The organism is Bacillus weihaiensis (assembly GCF_001889165.1).
Classification (GTDB): domain Bacteria; phylum Bacillota; class Bacilli; order Bacillales; family Bacillaceae; genus Metabacillus; species Metabacillus weihaiensis.
The window spans coordinates 3,556,316-3,571,706 of record NZ_CP016020.1 but is presented as its reverse complement, the minus strand read 5'-3'; the positions used below and the strand labels follow the sequence as shown (position 1 = coordinate 3,571,706).

The 15,391-nt window shown below is 38.5% G+C and carries 15 protein-coding genes; 12 read left to right on the top strand and 3 right to left on the bottom strand.

Annotation, left to right across the window (positions count from 1 at the left end; translation table 11 throughout):
• Positions 1 to 370: 370 nt before the first annotated feature.
• The 3 genes from A9C19_RS17345 to A9C19_RS17335 are packed head-to-tail and all read left to right on the top strand — an operon-like array spanning position 371 to position 3,446.
• A complete protein-coding gene (locus A9C19_RS17345) occupies positions 371 to 1,876 on the top strand; it encodes a phytoene desaturase family protein (RefSeq protein ID WP_072581091.1) in 1,506 nt (501 codons plus the stop codon).
• Entirely contained in the window at positions 1,876 to 2,979 is a 1,104-nt protein-coding gene (locus A9C19_RS17340; RefSeq protein ID WP_083584427.1) for a glycosyltransferase family 2 protein, read from the top strand. The genes A9C19_RS17345 and A9C19_RS17340 overlap by 1 nt, the downstream gene beginning before the upstream one ends.
• A 5-nt stretch (positions 2,980 to 2,984) precedes the next feature.
• Positions 2,985 to 3,446, top strand: coding sequence for a glycosyl-4,4'-diaponeurosporenoate acyltransferase CrtO family protein (locus A9C19_RS17335; protein WP_145925812.1), 462 nt, complete (start codon positions 2,985 to 2,987; stop codon positions 3,444 to 3,446).
• An 85-nt stretch (positions 3,447 to 3,531) separates the two neighbouring features.
• On the opposite strand, the gene A9C19_RS17330 is transcribed toward A9C19_RS17335, so the two are convergent.
• Positions 3,532 to 4,038, bottom strand: a complete 507-nt coding sequence (locus A9C19_RS17330; RefSeq protein ID WP_083584426.1) for a DoxX family protein — start codon at positions 4,036 to 4,038, stop codon at positions 3,532 to 3,534.
• A gap of 877 nt (positions 4,039 to 4,915) precedes the next feature.
• Between A9C19_RS17330 and A9C19_RS17325 the strand changes: the two genes are divergently transcribed.
• Together A9C19_RS17325 and A9C19_RS21235 are read left to right on the top strand one after the other, a co-directional pair.
• Positions 4,916 to 5,326 carry a hypothetical protein gene (locus A9C19_RS17325; RefSeq protein WP_072581089.1) on the top strand — a complete coding sequence of 137 codons (411 nt, stop codon included), beginning with the start codon at positions 4,916 to 4,918 and terminating at the stop codon, positions 5,324 to 5,326.
• 11 nt (positions 5,327 to 5,337) lie between these two features.
• Positions 5,338 to 5,511 carry a Fur-regulated basic protein FbpA gene (locus A9C19_RS21235; protein WP_083584425.1) on the top strand — a complete coding sequence of 58 codons (174 nt, stop codon included), beginning with the start codon at positions 5,338 to 5,340 and terminating at the stop codon, positions 5,509 to 5,511.
• A 102-nt stretch (positions 5,512 to 5,613) separates the two neighbouring features.
• Here A9C19_RS21235 and A9C19_RS17315 read toward each other — a convergent pair whose 3' ends face one another.
• Positions 5,614 to 6,999, bottom strand: coding sequence for a hypothetical protein (locus tag A9C19_RS17315; protein ID WP_072581088.1), 1,386 nt, complete (start codon positions 6,997 to 6,999; stop codon positions 5,614 to 5,616).
• Between the two features lie 139 nt (positions 7,000 to 7,138).
• On the opposite strand from A9C19_RS17315, the gene A9C19_RS17310 reads away from it, so the two are divergent.
• From A9C19_RS17310 to A9C19_RS17290, 5 genes are all read left to right on the top strand, one after another.
• Positions 7,139 to 7,981 (top strand): C39 family peptidase, encoded by an 843-nt coding sequence (locus tag A9C19_RS17310; protein ID WP_072581087.1) that lies wholly within the window; start codon positions 7,139 to 7,141, stop codon positions 7,979 to 7,981.
• Positions 7,982 to 8,392: 411 nt separating this feature from the next.
• On the top strand, positions 8,393 to 8,959 hold the full coding sequence (locus tag A9C19_RS17305; protein WP_072581086.1) for a TetR/AcrR family transcriptional regulator: 567 nt from the start codon (positions 8,393 to 8,395) through the stop codon (positions 8,957 to 8,959).
• Between the two features lie 109 nt (positions 8,960 to 9,068).
• Positions 9,069 to 10,010: an SDR family NAD(P)-dependent oxidoreductase gene (locus A9C19_RS17300; RefSeq protein ID WP_072581085.1), complete on the top strand. Its 942-nt coding sequence runs from the start codon at positions 9,069 to 9,071 to the stop codon at positions 10,008 to 10,010.
• Positions 10,011 to 10,123: 113 nt separating this feature from the next.
• Positions 10,124 to 10,699, top strand: a complete 576-nt coding sequence (locus A9C19_RS17295; protein WP_072581084.1) for a TetR/AcrR family transcriptional regulator — start codon at positions 10,124 to 10,126, stop codon at positions 10,697 to 10,699.
• 168 nt (positions 10,700 to 10,867) lie between these two features.
• A complete protein-coding gene (locus tag A9C19_RS17290) occupies positions 10,868 to 13,237 on the top strand; it encodes a YhgE/Pip domain-containing protein (protein ID WP_072581083.1) in 2,370 nt (789 codons plus the stop codon).
• 104 nt (positions 13,238 to 13,341) lie between these two features.
• On the opposite strand, the gene A9C19_RS21560 is transcribed toward A9C19_RS17290, so the two are convergent.
• The gene (locus A9C19_RS21560; protein WP_145925811.1) at positions 13,342 to 13,548 is read right to left on the bottom strand and encodes a hypothetical protein; all 207 of its coding nucleotides are present in this window, start codon (positions 13,546 to 13,548) and stop codon (positions 13,342 to 13,344) included.
• A 37-nt stretch (positions 13,549 to 13,585) separates the two neighbouring features.
• Here A9C19_RS21560 and A9C19_RS17285 point away from each other — a divergent pair, with 37 nt between their 5' ends.
• Together A9C19_RS17285 and A9C19_RS17280 are read left to right on the top strand one after the other, a co-directional pair.
• Complete coding sequence (locus A9C19_RS17285; RefSeq protein WP_267888759.1) at positions 13,586 to 14,737, top strand: NAD(P)/FAD-dependent oxidoreductase; 1,152 nt, start codon at positions 13,586 to 13,588, stop codon at positions 14,735 to 14,737.
• 135 nt (positions 14,738 to 14,872) lie between these two features.
• The gene (locus A9C19_RS17280) at positions 14,873 to 15,133 is read left to right on the top strand and encodes a hypothetical protein (RefSeq protein WP_072581081.1); all 261 of its coding nucleotides are present in this window, start codon (positions 14,873 to 14,875) and stop codon (positions 15,131 to 15,133) included.
• The last annotated feature ends 258 nt before the right edge of the window (positions 15,134 to 15,391 follow it).

Below are 15,391 nucleotides of genomic sequence, written 5' to 3'. Positions count from 1 at the left end.
TATATGAGAAGAGTACGGTTCTTTGAAGCTGTACTCTTTTTGCTAGTTAGTAGGTCATGTCAAAGAATATCGCAATTATTTTCACATCTTACCGAGGTAAGCAAGATAGAAAAGGGCCTTCTCCTCATGCAGAGAGAAACATTTTGTACCCAGAGAATATCTAATTGGGAAGTCAGAAAGCTATATGAAAACAGCCTTTTGTTATGCAAGAAACAAGCCATTGTCATTGTCCTGAGAAGCATATAGAGGAAATAGAGGAAATGGTAGCTTTCGATCTGTTTGAATGACAAGTAGGTTTATTTCAAGCATATTGTGTTGAAAATGAGGGTATAAAAGTACAAACTTTCATTTTTTTTAGGAGGAGAAGGACATGAAAAGGAAGGTAACAGTTATTGGTGGTGGCTTAGCTGGTATGTCAACTGCGATCCGCTTAGCAGCTCATAATTATGACGTCACGATTTTAGAAAAAGGTGAAAGACTTGGTGGAAAGCTAAACATCCGAAAAGGTATGGGGTTTACGTTTGATACGGGTCCATCAATTTTAACGATGCCTTGGGTTCTTGAGAAGCTGTTTTCAAGTGTTGGGAAAAATGTTCATGATTATCTTGAAATTGTTCGCGTTGAGCCAGGCTGGAGAACGTTCTTTGAAGATGGGACAAAAATTGATTTAACGAGTGATCTCCCAACAATGCTTCAAGAGATAAAAAAAGTATCAGAAGAGGATTCTCATTCGTTCTTGTCATATCTACAATATAGTGAAAAACTCTATGATCTTATGATGAAAAGCTTTTATAAAGAAAATATTAATGGATTGCAGGATTTACGAAAAAAGCACCCATTAAAAGAATTACTGATGATGGATCCAATGAAATCAGTAGATCAGGCAACACGTAAATACTTTAAGGATCCACATATTCAACAGGTAATGAATTTCTTACAAATGTATATTGGTTCTTCTCCATATCATGCACCAGCGATTCTAAGTCAGCTAGCTCATGTTCAGTTAGGAGTCGGTGTTTACTATGTAAAGGGTGGTATGTACAAAATCGCCGAGGCGATGGAACAGGTCTTACAAGAGCTTGGAGTAAACGTTCTTTTAAATATGAAGGTAACGGGTGTTGAAAAAGTAGGAAACAAGATTCGCTCTGTCCGAACTGAAAATGGCGCTGAATTTGCTGCTGATTTAGTTGTGTCGAATTTAGAGGTCATCCCATTTTATGAATCCATGCTTGAAGACCAAGGAGAGAAAGCTCGTGCAAAAAGCGATTTAAAGAAATTTGAGCCAACTGTGTCAGGGCTTGTTTTATTATTGGGTGTGAATAAAAAGTATGAAGAGCTAGGTCATCATAACTTTTTCTTCTCAGGAGATCAGGAGAAAGAATTTAAACAAATGTTTGATCAAAAACAGCTTGCGGATGATCCAACAATATATATTGGTATTTCATCTAAATCAGATGAATCTCAGGCACCTGAAGGTAAAGAAAACTTGTTTGTTCTAACCCATGTTCCGCCGCTTAAAGAAGGGGAGACATGGGAAGCAAATAAAGAATCGTATCGAGATCTTGTTCTTTCCAAGCTTGAACGCATGGGGTTAACGGATTTACGAGAGTCAATTGAGTTTGAATATACATTTACCCCGGATGATTTGAAAGAGCTTTACGGAGCAAATGGTGGTTCAATATATGGCGTTGTAACCGACCGAAAAATGAACAGTGGTTTTAAAATACCAAGCCGTAGCAAGCTTTTTGATAATGTATATTTTGTCGGTGGATCTACTCACCCAGGCGGCGGTGTTCCTATGGTTACCCTATCTGGTCAATTAACGGCGGATTTAATTATAGGTGACGAAGCGAACGTTGCGAAAGAAATTGGGTAATGACTATGAACGTAATAGGAATTGGTTTAGTGACCATTCTTTTAAGTATTTTCTTGCTTCTAAAAATCCCGAAGATGAAGACTAAGCTCATTCCTAAAGATGAGCTTAGTCAAAATGGCTTTTCTATTATTATTCCCGCTAGAAATGAAGAAGCAACCATTGGAAAGCTACTATCCTCCATTATGTCTCAAGCTGTTCAGCCATTAGAGGTCATTGTGGTGAACGATCATTCGACAGATCGGACAAAACAAATTGCACATGAGTACGGAGCGAAGGTCGTTGATAATCCGCCCCTACCACTTGGCTGGTTAGGGAAATCATGGGCTTGCTGGAACGGAGCAAAGCATGCAAATGGGAATATCCTCTTATTCATGGACGCTGATACTTGGTTTACGGAAGCGGGTTTCTTAAAAGCTGTCCATTTTTTTCAAGAGCAAAAGAAAAGCATCCTCTCTATTCATCCTTACCATCAAATGAAGCGAGGGTATGAAAAATTGTCTGCCATTTTTCATCTCGTTGTCTTTATTGCTAGTGGTGTCACAACTCCTTTTGGGAAGAAAAGAGGAGGATTTGGTCAGTGCCTTATTTGCGAGAAAGCAGCTTATTTTGCTATAGGAGGGCATGAGTCAATTAAAGGTGAAATCGTGGAAAATTTGGCTCTTATACAGCATGCTTCATCAAAGGGGATTTCTGCGCATTCTTATAGCGGTAAAGCTGTCATTTCGATGAGAATGTATCAAGATGGGATTGGAAGTGTATGGAAAGGCTGGGGGAAAAGCTTTGCATCAGGGTCTACAAGAACTTCCTTTCCTCGCTTGGTGATGATTATTTTATGGATTTCTAGCTTATTTTCCTTCTTAACGAATCGATCTAGTCTGGAGCAGCCTTATGTATTTGCTATTATCTATATGATTTTAGTGCTTCTTTTTTATCGATCCCTAAAAGACATTGGGAATTTTACACTGTTGGATGCGAGTCTCTTTCCCGTTCATCTCTTGTTTTTCTTTCTAGTATTCGTCTATTCGTTCATCCGTACGTTTGTGTTGAGAAATACTTCCTGGAAAGGTCGAAGCATTACGATTTCAAAGCAAAAGGATGGATGATTGGCGTGACAATACTTATACTGAATGTTCTTTTATGGTTCATCATTCACACAGTTGGTGCCTACGTTCCCTCGCGTTTTAGTATGGAAACAATCGAAAGAGTACGATGGTTATATCCGATTCGTGATTGGGAAATGGGAGTGTACAAAGCATTAAAAGTGAAGAAGTGGAAGGAGAAGGTTCCGGATGGGGGAGATTGGGCACCTGGTGGGATTAAGAAGAATCAGATTAACCTGCGAACACAAGAAGGACGCAACCGATTCCTGCTCGAAACAAAACGTGCCGAACTCTCCCACTGGCTCCAAACTCTACCGGCCCCAATCTTCTTTACCTTCAACGAACCAACGGTAGGCATCATCATGATCCTTTACGCACTAGCCTTTAACCTACCATTTATAGCTATTCAAAGATTTAACCGAAACCGAGTGATGGTGCCTGTCACTACCCGTAAGTTGTCGAATACATGACTGGCACCACCCCCATTTTATTCTTCCGCTAATTCCGCTCTAACAGCGATGCCAAAGCCAATAGCGATGGATAATCCCATGATAACTAGTGCCATGCGAGTTTCCCCTTTCTTTTGGTTTGTTTAGGTTTAAGGAATGGACGTAGTTTACTTCTAGTAAATTTCTTAATATAAGGGTCTAGCCCGATTCTTCCGGCATTTGCAGCTACTAACACAATGAGGAGGTGCAAGACGAGCATTTGGATGTCTAAGGCTGCTTGGAAGGTCATGAAGAAAGAGAAGTTCATGATTGCGCCCATTAAAGCAGAGAACCGAGTAAACACCCCTAACAAAATTGCGATTCCTACACAAAGCTCACCGATTGTTACTAATGCTTCAAATAAACCTGTGTTAGGCAGGACGAAGATTTTCATGAATCCAGCCCACCAAGACGGTAATGTACCACTATTAACTTCTGTTTCAAGCATCGTCCCAATGCTAAAATCATAAATAAGCTTATTTTCCGCATTTGTTAACCACATATAACTTAAATAGATTCTTATCAGGACAAAAGAGGCAGCGACCAACATACTGTTATTCAAAAATTTTTTCAATGAAAGTTCCTCCTTAGTGTATTTTATAGTATGTGAAATGATTCACATGAAAAGCTACAAAAAAAGTTTCTTGATCAAAGTACAAAACACTTTGTGAAACAATTCACAAAAGGTATTACAGTTTCTTATTGCTTGTGATCATTATATCTAATTTCACACAGAATGTGAAGTATTTCACATTATTTATTTTAAATGATAAATACGAAGTAGGAATAGGAGATAAGAAGGAGATCTAAATAAATAGCAAAAAACAATTGACAATGATACTGATAATCATTATCATATAGAATATAAGTTAACACAATCTTAAAAAACATACGAGTGCGATACTATGACATAATGGATATGCTAATTGTGTTACTTCAACTCCCTTTAGATACATTTTACCCCCTTTGAAAAGCTTGGCTGGTCACCAAGCTTTTTTATATTAGTCAAGTGTGAAATGATGATTTGAGTGGAAGGTAGGATGCCCGGACCGACCATGCAAACGAATGTTTTAACCGAATTGAAATACTTTTCCCCTCTCATAGCCTTGGCGAAAGTCCCTTCACAAACTCAAGCTTCACTTTTTTCAAAGGAACCCTTAGAGCTTACGTTCAAATCGCTCCAACATACATAGCCTTGACATTGATAATAGTTATCAATTAGAATAATAATAGAAAATGATAATCATTTTCATCTAATGAGCTACATACACTAATCTCACACTCTGTAGGTCTGTGTTTCTTTAAATAAGCAATGATGAAACTGATTCAAATAAGGTACTATTCTCAGAAGAAAAGATCCCACTAGTCTTTACAGCACCGCTTTTTTTATATGATTTAAAGCAGCAAGTTTACGAAAATAGCCTTCATTAAAAATGTAAAGGAGAAATACGATGCATCATTATTTTATCGCAACCGAATCCTTTGATCATATTGTTGACTGCTTTTGCCCAGATTCGAGACATGAGGATACACTAGAAATCAATGAAGATAGTCTCATAGAAGTAACAGAAGATCGGAAATTTATCATGGATCGTTGGTATATCTTAGTAGTTCTTAACACTTCATGGCAATTTTATATGGCCCTTGAGGATGTAGAGAATTATTTTAAAGAAGGTAAAATGATGACAAGTATGGATCTGGAACTAAAGCTCAATTATGTTTCTTACAAAATTGATGAAGCACTAGCAAAGGAAGATGAAGCTTCATTTATTCATCATAGTAAAGCTCAAAAGAAGCTCTGTCATTTAAAAGAAAAATTGCACGTGTACCTTGATCGTGCATCTGAAAATCATTTGATGTAAGGTGTGAAAACATGGACGAGGGGCTGAACCAAACTCTTAGCTATCGAAAAGAACAGGTTATTCAAAAACTACTAAATTTACACCATTATAAAACAACTGACGATCGCCAATTATACGAGCTTACGTTAAGTGAGCTGGAAAGTGAGTATAAAGCATTGCTCCCCTCGTATGCTCATCTTAAGTAAAGGGTAATGGCGAAAATAATGAAATTTCTACACTTTTACCTCACGTAAGGTGCAGCTCGATAGAGGGCTGCACCTTATTAAAATAACTATTAGCACTTACCCCTACGACGTTTTTTGCATTTGTTTATATAAGTATTGGTACGAGATTGCCTCATCTTCCTGACCCAATTCCTTGTAAAGCTTTATAAGCCACTTCATCGTTTTTAAATCATTTTCTTCCATTTCTAAATGCCATAAAAAACACTCAATTGCATGAGGGACCTGGTCAAATTCATAATATAGCTCACCAAGCTCTCGTTGTCGATCGGGTTCTTCTTTCATTTCCTGCATTTTTTTTATTTTTAAAATAGCAGGGAGCGAGAGGTGCATGAAAGGCTTCAACCAGTTGTACGAATAGGTAATATCATGTTGATGTAAGAGCTTTGGAATGAGACAATCTATTGCTTTTTTAATTTGTGAAAGGTCAGCATGTGAGTGTAAGAGAGTCTTGGCTGTAAATTGTTCAAATGAAACAGTGTCTAGATGATGTAGTGTAAACAGCAGGAGATCTACTTGCTCTGATTGTAAGGGATCGGTTTGTTGACTGAGAAAAAGGAAGGCCTCTTTATAACGCTTCTCTCTAATAAAAAGATCGACAAGTTGTAAGCTAACTTCACTTTTCGCTTGTTTAGAGAGAGGTTCTGTATATAGATAGGTCAAAAAGGTCATGTTATTTGTTGCTTGGAAGGATGAGTGTAGGCGATCGGTCATTTTTTTATAGTACTTTTCTGTATCGCTAGCGTCTAAAAATAGCTGCTCATAATATAGTGCTAAACACTCGAGGTAACGTTCTTCTCTCTGAAGCTTGTGATCAAGCAACTCGAGATAAGGCTTACTAGCACGGTTATGATAAAGCTTAAACTCCATATGCAAAGGGTCGTATGGAAGGAGGTCTTCTGCTTCCGCTTGGTATTTAAGGGAATATTTTTGATAGTCCATATGTGATATAAGGGAGCTAGCCCATTTATTTGTAGGATATTTATCTAACACAATGCGAAGAATTCGATAGGCATGAAGTAGCTTTCCCGCGCGGCGCTGCTTAAGAAAGGCTTCTTTCATAAAGGAAATGAGGTCTTTTTTGTGGACATAGGTATCAAAGGCAGACATGATATGAAAGGCTTCTCTCGTTGGATAGTGCTTTTTTATCTCTTTCCAGAGGGAACTAAGCTTGGGTAGAGGTGAAAAGGCTTCTTGATGTAAAAGGAATTGTGAGATCGGATTTGAAGAAGATACATAAATCCCTTTTGACAAGATGAGGTGTAATGTTGAAGAAACCTTTATTTTTGCCGTGCTTTTACCGGTTAAAAACTTGTTTTTGTAATAGAAGAGATAATAGCATGTGGTGTGACATGGTGTAAAAGCTTCAACCACCTGGTAGCCTTGGAAAAAATAAAGCCCATTGATGTGTAAAAGTAAATCCTCGTTTCCATCATTTATGGATACATTCATCCTCATCAATCCCTTCAAATATCGTTATTAGTATTGTACCACTTCATTCTTTAAAAGAAAAATAGTGGTGAAAGCTCCATTTCCTCTTAGCTTTAATATGATTTAGAATAGGATTACATGAACAAAAGTGAGGTGCAGGATGACGAATAGTTTGCTTATTACACTCGCACTAATAACGATTATCATTGGAGCTTTGCTCTTGAAAAATAAAATTCCAGATAAATTAAAACCAACAGCCATTATGACTGTCATCACTTGTTTTGCTTTCTTCCTTTATGGTGCATTCACATCACCTTTTGTAGAGAAGGTAGTTAGTAGAAATTTATTACCTACATCAGGGGAAATCATGGAGCAGTCTGACAGGAAGAAGAATAGTTTGCTAGACGTTCCTCTCCTTTCTCAGCTGCCTGAATTACCAAGGGGCTGTGAAGTAACAAGCTTAGCAATGCTTCTCCAATATATGGGGGTAAATGTTGGAAAGCTTGAGCTAGCAAAAAAGGTCGATAAAGACCCTACACCCTATCAGAAGGTAAATGGACAAGTATTCTTCGGTAACCCACATGTAGGATTTGTTGGGGATATGTATGATAAAAGTAAGCCTGGTTACGGAGTTTATCATGAACCGATTAAAAGGCTTGCGGAGAGCTATCTTCCTGATAGAATCGTTAACTTAACAGGCCAATCCTTTGTCCAAATAGAAGAGGCACTTTCAGAAGGCTCTCCTGTTTGGGTCATCGTTAATGCAACCTATAAAGAATTACCCTCACATCAATTTGAAGAATGGCAAACACCAATAGGGAAGATAACTGTAACATATCATGAACATTCCGTTATCATCACAGGCTATGATGAAAACTATGTATATGTTAATGATCCTTTATCAAACGACAAGAATAAAAAGATAAAGAAACACGAGTTTAGAAAAGCCTGGGAGCAAATGGGCAAACAAGCGATTAAGATTTCGACTTCCAAAGAGACTTGACAACGCATCTAGCAGTTTCAAAAATTACTTCGTGAAAAATTCAGTCAGACATGGCTAGATTTTGCGTTGTTTAGGAAACGAAATATTGATCCATTTGTAAATAAGCGCTTCGACAGTCAGTATCAGGGCTAGTCACTCGAGGTCATAAGAGGCTGGGATAGAAGTGCCTGGCACCTTATCGTAACGACTATATGTACGCACTGATTTATCTAGTGCACACATTAGATTGTATCGGAGGGTGCCTGGCTCTCTGTTTTGTCCCAGCCTCAAAGCTATATCGTCTCATGTTGTTCGAGACTGACCAAGTCGCGTGCACTTTTGTTTCTTGATCCAGTTAGAAACGATATTGACTAGTGGTAAATAAAGGATTATACTTTAATTGAACAGTGGTTAATAAAGGGGTAGTTTTAGATGTCACCAAGAAAAGCAGTAGAACAAGAGCTTTCGAAGGACATGATCCTTGAAGCGGCAAGAGGGCTCTTTGTTAGTGAAGGCTATGATCATGTTTCAATGAGAAAAATTGCAAAAGAACTAAAATGTAGTCATGGAGCAATCTATTACCATTTCGTCAATAAGGCTGAATTATTTTATGCGATTGTTGCAAATGGCTTCGCTTTATTGAATGAAAAATTAGACAAAGTCATGCAGATGAACCTATCAAATCGCGAAAAATTAAACGAAATTTTTCTTGAATTCATCCGATTTGGTATTGATCATCCCAGTCATTATGAAACCATGTTTTTAACGAAAGACCAAGAGTTAAAAAGCTTCCTACAAAAGGAACCAAATGAAAGCTTTGAAAAGTTTGCACAGGCTGTAACTCAATTGTCATCCAGAGAGCTAGCTGTTAATGATGTGTGGTCAATCTTCTTATCACTTCATGGTTTTGTTGCCCATTTTTGTTTTAAAGGACAATGCTTTGATGATTTACGAAGTATGGCTGATGCCCATTGTGAGTTTATTTTAAAGCAATGTTAAAAGAAATTCTGAGGAAAATTCAATTGGATAAAGGATTTTCCTTGATATCTGATTGAACTTTTTTTTGAGATTAATTGAACAGTGGTTAATTAAAAGGGAGGAATGATGAATGAACAATGTGCTTGTCTTAGGTGCGACAGGTGGAATGGGGAGTGCGCTAACATATGAGCTAGCAAAGAGAGGTGTCCATACAATCGCATTTGCGAGAAATAAGCAAAAACTAGAAGAGTTCTTTCATGCTGAAGCACTTGTGACAATTCAAGCTGGTGATGTGTTTAATGAGGTGGAACTTAATGAAGCAATGAAAAAAGTGGATATCGTTTTTCATGCTGTTAATCTTCCTTATGAGGAATGGGCAGACAAACTAGAAGATGTAATGGACAGAATTCTTCAAGGGTGTGAAAGAAATGGAGCTAAATTAGCGATCGTAGATAATATATACGCATACGGGACAAACAATAATCAAAATCCGCTTACGGAAACAGCTACGAAGCAACCACAGACGAAGAAGGGGAAGGTACGATTACGGCTCCAACAGAAGGCACTAAATTCAAACGTACCAGTGGTCATTGCTCACTTTCCAGACTTCTATGGACCAAATGCTGCAAACACGGGAATGCATTATATGCTACAAAATATGGTGAGAAATAAGCGGGCGATGTTTGTAGGGAGTCAAACGATTCCACGTGAATATATCTATACGTTGGATGGAGCGAAGGCGTTAATTGAGCTTGCCTATACTGAATCTGCTTATGGACAGTGCTGGAACATACCAGGTGCAAGAGCAATAAGTGGGGAAGAAGTCATTCACATTGTAAAAGAAATAACGGGATATACAAAAAAGGTTTCAACTGTTTCAAAGAATATGGTTCGATTTATTGGGCTTTTTGACAAATCGATGAGAGAGTATGTAGAGATGTATGAGTTGAATGATAACCCTATATTTCTAGATGGTCAAAAATATCAGAGGGAAATTGGAGACGTTCCGAAAACTCCTTATGAAGAAGGATTGAAACACACATTAACAATCATGGAGGCAAAAAAAGAGTGAATAGACGAACGGAACGGAGTTGCATTTTTCATATACTAGTGATAAGATGTGAAAGTGCGAAGTGACTAGATTAGTTTTTTAGTCAATTACTGAGTAGAACAGAGGTGAAATGATTGAGCATTGATCGTCGAAGGCTGATTATTGAGGCAGCAACTGAGTCCTTTTCGCTCTTTGGTTACAAAGCAACAACGATGGATCAGGTAGCGAAAATTGCGAATGTAGGAAAGGGTACGATTTATACATTTTTTAAAAATAAAGAAGAGTTGTTTGATGAAATTATAGCATCTCTGATTAAAGAAATGAAAATGTCTGCAGAAGAAGCGATGGATGAGAAGAAATCCTTTCACGAGAATGCTTCGAGTGCACTGTACACCTTACTTGGCTTTCGTAAGAAACATCAGCTCATGATCAAGCTAATTCAGGAAGAACGAGAAATGGGTACTCGTGAAGTACTGGAAGTAATAAAAAGGCTTGAGAAAATGATTGTTACTTATATCAAAGAGATCGTTCAGAAGGCAATAGATAAAAAGGAAATAAAGCCATGTAATCCAGAAATGACAGCATTCGTTATGTTGAAATTATATGTTTCCTTAATAGTTGATTGGGAAAAGGATCATGAGCCTCTAGACAAAGATGAGATGTTTCAATTATTCGATCTCTATTTATTTAAAGGGTTATCACGTTCATAATACTACGTTATGAACGACTATCCATACACTGTTTTCAAAGACATTGTTGTATCTTCTTTAAACCGATTGCTTACTAGCAACCGAAACAACGATTTTATTGAAAATAGTTTTTTTTATTCTAAAATGACTAAATGAATAATATAGTCAATAAGTGAAAGGTGGTTAATCATGGAGAAACGTTCGGTGTTTTTATCAGAATGGAAGAGTATCTTACGGAATAAAAAGGTTCTTATCCCGATATTAGCTGTGATTTTTGTACCTATTTTATATGCAGGTATGTTCCTATGGGCTTTCTGGGATCCGTATGAAAAGCTGGCAGATCTTCCGGTCGCTATTGTGAATGAAGATGGTGGATCGAATTATGAAGGTCGCCAATTAGAATTAGGGAATGACTTAGTTGAAAATTTAAAAGAGAACGAACAATTTCAGTTCGCGTTTGTATCAAAGGAAGAAGGCTATGAGGGATTATCTGATGAAACCTACTATATGGTCATTGAGATTCCAGAAAATTTCTCTCAGAATGCAACAACCTTATTAGAGGATGAACCGCAAAAATTACATTTAACATACGTGCCAAATGAAGGGTATAACTTCTTATCAGCTCAAATTGGAGAAACAGCGGTTAAGGAAATTAAAAGTGCTGTTTCAAAAGAAGTAACGGCTACGTATGCGGAATCTATTTTTGAAAAAGTCACCGAAATGGCTGACGGCTTTAAGCAAGCTAGCGATGGAGCTGGTGAACTGGATGAAGGAGCACAAAAGCTTAAGGATGGCTCTTCATCATTGCAGGAAAATCTAGAAACATTCGCTTTGAAATCAATTGAGTTTGAAGAGGGAATGTCCGAGGCACAATCTGGATCTGTTGAATTAAATGATGGTGCGAAAGAATTAGCAGATGGTGTTGGACAGTTATCTGACGCTAGTCATCAATTATACAATGCCTCAAAAGAAGTGAGAAATGGTGCTCAAGAATTGCAAGGTGGTATTAACCAAGTTGATAGCGGGTTAAAAGAATTAACTAAAAAAATCCCTCAATTAGTAGATGGGACAGAGCAGGTGAATGAGGGGATTAAAGCCTTTCAAGCTCAAGTACCTCCACAGCTAGCTGCTGGTATTCAAGAAAGTCTAAATGGTGCAACAGCTTCAATGGCTAGTGGGCTGGATGAGCTAGAATCACAATTAAGCGCCCAAATGTCAGCTGCGCTAGCAGAGGGAATTTATACGCAACAAACGGAACAGGTTACTTCAATGTTAACCTTTTTACAAGAGAGTCATGTTGATCCAGCGGTGATTCAGCAATTACAGCAACAGCTTGGTGGAACGACGAAAGAAGATCTACAAGCTGAATTGAAGAAAGAAATTGCTGGAGGTTTAAATCAAGGGTTTACTCAATACAAGTCGGCGGTTACAGAAGAATTAGCTTCTTCAGGAAGCCAGCTTGAGAGTGAAATTCAAAAGGCAATTGATCCTTCACTCAATCAACTAACATCAGGCTTAGCGACTATTATTGAAAGCGAAGAAGCACTACAAAACGGTGTGACTGAATTAGCAGATGGTTCAAGTCAAGTTTCAGAAGGTGCTAGTGAGTTAGCTAACGGTCAAGTAGAATATACGAAACAATTTGCAACCTTTGATGAAAAATTATCAGAAGCAAATGCTGGGGGAGCTCAGTTTGTCTCCGGTGTAAATGAATTGAATGCTGGTTTAAATGAGTTAACTGATGGGTCTTCACAGCTTCGTGATGGGGCAAGCCAGTTAGCGGAAGGTTCGACTGAATTAGCAAGTGGAACAGGTGAACTAACTGATGGGACTTCAGAGCTATATGCGAAATTAGGAGATGCAGCAACAGAAGCGAATTCAGTAAACGCTGATGACAAAACGTTCGACATGATGGGTGAGCCTGTTGATGTGAGTAAAGAAGAGATTAATAGAGTTCCTAACTACGGAACAGGCTTCGCTCCGTACTTCTTATCATTAGGGTTATTTGTAGGAGCTTTATTAATATCCATTGTTTATAAATTAAAAGAACCTTCTATTGAACCGAGAAATGGCTTAACATGGTTCTTTGGAAAATTTGGTGTAATTGGGATTGTAGGTGTGATTCAAGCATTAGTAGCAGATGCGATCTTACTGATGGGATTAGGACTTGAAGTGACAAGTGTTCCACTCTTTATGGTTCTATCCATTATTATAAGCATCACGTTTATGACACTTGTTCAACTACTTGTTACAACACTTGGAGATCCGGGAAGGTTTATTGCGATTATTATCTTAATCCTTCAATTAACAACTAGTGCAGGAACATTCCCACTAGAATTGATTCCAAGTGCGTTACAGCCTATTAGTGCGCTACTGCCAATGACTTATACTGTAGCTGGTCTGAAAGCAGTCGTATCAAGTGGTGACTTGTCAGTGATCTGGCATAACATTTGGATTCTATTAAGCTATACAGCAGTATTTATGATCTTAACGGCAACATACCTAATCATCAAGCACAAGCAACGACATGCATCAGAGGAAGTAGTTGCTGGTGCCTAGTTGCAGAGGTGCCAGTCCCCCACCCCTTTAAAGCGATAGAGCAATCTATCGCTTTTTTTTGTGCCTGGAAGGCACAAACGTTTAAGTGCCAGGTGTCGGGGATGCTAGGTGCCAGTCCCCCACTCAGGTGAAGGGGTGAAGCGATGAAGAGTTGCCGATAAAGAGGTGCCAGTCCCCCGCTCAGGTGAAGGGGTGAAGCGATGAAGAGTTGCCGATAAAGAGGTGCCAGTCCCCCACTCAGGTGAAGCGATAAAGAGGTGCCAGTCCCCCACTCCACTAAAGAAGTAAAGCAATAATCGATCATCTCCCATTGAGACTTCCAGATTTCTTCAGTACAATGGGAGAAGAATACCAAAAGAAAAAGGTGTAAACATGAAACGAGTGATTGTCATTGGAGCTGGAATAGTGGGTGCATCTACAGCTTACCACCTTGCAAAGCAAGGGGCAGATGTAACGGTTGTTGATCGAAAAGACAAAGGTCAGGCAACGGATGCAGCAGCAGGCATTATTTGTCCTTGGATCTCACAACGACGAAATAAAGCTTGGTATCAGCTAGTAAAAAGCGGTGCAAGGTATTATCCAGAGCTTGTAGATCAGCTAACAGCAGATGGTGAGGAAAATACAGGCTATCTAAAGGTTGGAGCAATCAGCCTTCATAAAGACGTAGAGAAATTAGAAAAAATGGCAGAAAGAGCGAAGAAAAGAAGAGAAGACGCCCCCGAAATTGGGGAAATCAAGATCTTATCACCAGATGAAACGAGAACGCTTTTTCCTCCATTAGACGAAGAATTTGGAGCTGTATTCGTTAGTGGCGGGGCACGTGTCGACGGTAGAGCTTTACGAGAAGCCCTCTTAAATGGCGCGAAAAAGCATGGAGCTAAACTAACAGAAGATAACGCACTAGCTCTCATCCATCACAATCAAAGGGTTACAGGCGTAAAGCTTAGTGGTAGTGAATATCATGCAGACACAGTTGTTATAACAGGTGGAGCATGGTCGAAGGAATTGCTGAAGCCTTTAGCAATAGACTTCAAAGTAACACCTCAAAAAGCCCAAATTGTCCACTTAGAAATGGTCGAAACAGAGACAACCAATTGGCCAGTAGTTATGCCTCCGACCAACCAATATATTCTGGCATTCGAAAATGGGCGAGTAGTAGTCGGAGCTACACATGAGGATGAAGCGGGATTTGACAGTCGTGTAACGGCAGGTGGCATAAATGAAATTCTTGAAAAAGCATTACAGATCGCTCCCGGATTAAAAGACGCGACGATGCTTGAAACAAGAGTAGGCTTTAGACCATTTACACCAGGGTTTCTTCCGATAATTGGACCAATTCCTGGCTATGAGGGACTCTTAGTAGCCAATGGGCTTGGGGCTTCTGGTTTAACCGGTGGCCCATACTTGGGGATGGAGCTAGCAAAAATAGCCCTAGACCAACCAACAGAGTTAGATCTTGAACAATATCCAGTCTCAGAAGCAATTGAAAAAGTTAATTAAACGTTTGTTTAAATAGTTGAAGCGTGTGCAACAAGGATTCTAGAGGTGTTTGCGCTAAAGAAGATTTCGAACTGGTCTTTGCATACATATATAAAATCACTAGCCGAATGGAAAAAAGTGAGGGGGAAAGGGAAAATGGTTGAACAAATTCTATCAATTATTATACTTATAAGCTTACCTATAACTATTTATTTCCATATAAAATCAAGGAAAAAAGCAGGTGTAAAAGGGTGGAAGCCAAGCCTCACATCTCTCTGTTTTTTCTCGATTGCTATTGTTAATTTGCTAGGGTATTGGTTTCACTTTTTAGGTATCATTAGCTGGACATTGACGATGATTTTATTATTCATGGGTGCCTATTTTTCAAAATACTTAAAACCAGTAGGAAGTAATTAAAGGCTATTTAGCGTATTTACTTAAACCATTCAACATGTAGCTTCTTCTCTCTATAAAATGGAAAATTTCTTATTAATAGCAACAAAGTTTAAGAAAATCCCCCAAAACATGCTTGATTAAGTATTGTTTTGGGGGATTTGTCTTTCTTTTATATCGCATAGACCATCACTTTAATGGCGAATATACTTAATTGATAGAGAAAATAAACGCTAAAGCCGACAAACGTAAAGAATACTAGAAATGTTGCAGGTATTATTT

What these genes read in the sequence shown, in the direction of transcription:
- A9C19_RS21560 (WP_145925811.1), bottom strand. Translation starts at nt 13,548, where the DNA reads ATGGGAGATGATCGATTATTGCTTTACTTCTTTAGTGGAGTGGGGGAC.
- A9C19_RS17290 (WP_072581083.1), top strand. Translation starts at nt 10,868, where the DNA reads ATGGAGAAACGTTCGGTGTTTTTATCAGAATGGAAGAGTATCTTACGG.
- A9C19_RS17340 (WP_083584427.1), top strand. Translation starts at nt 1,876, where the DNA reads ATGACTATGAACGTAATAGGAATTGGTTTAGTGACCATTCTTTTAAGT.
- A9C19_RS17315 (WP_072581088.1), bottom strand. Translation starts at nt 6,999, where the DNA reads ATGAATGTATCCATAAATGATGGAAACGAGGATTTACTTTTACACATC.
- A9C19_RS17280 (WP_072581081.1), top strand. Translation starts at nt 14,873, where the DNA reads ATGGTTGAACAAATTCTATCAATTATTATACTTATAAGCTTACCTATA.
- A9C19_RS21235 (WP_083584425.1), top strand. Translation starts at nt 5,338, where the DNA reads ATGGACGAGGGGCTGAACCAAACTCTTAGCTATCGAAAAGAACAGGTT.
- A9C19_RS17345 (WP_072581091.1), top strand. Translation starts at nt 371, where the DNA reads ATGAAAAGGAAGGTAACAGTTATTGGTGGTGGCTTAGCTGGTATGTCA.
- A9C19_RS17300 (WP_072581085.1), top strand. Translation starts at nt 9,069, where the DNA reads ATGAACAATGTGCTTGTCTTAGGTGCGACAGGTGGAATGGGGAGTGCG.
- A9C19_RS17325 (WP_072581089.1), top strand. Translation starts at nt 4,916, where the DNA reads ATGCATCATTATTTTATCGCAACCGAATCCTTTGATCATATTGTTGAC.
- A9C19_RS17310 (WP_072581087.1), top strand. Translation starts at nt 7,139, where the DNA reads ATGACGAATAGTTTGCTTATTACACTCGCACTAATAACGATTATCATT.
- A9C19_RS17305 (WP_072581086.1), top strand. Translation starts at nt 8,393, where the DNA reads ATGTCACCAAGAAAAGCAGTAGAACAAGAGCTTTCGAAGGACATGATC.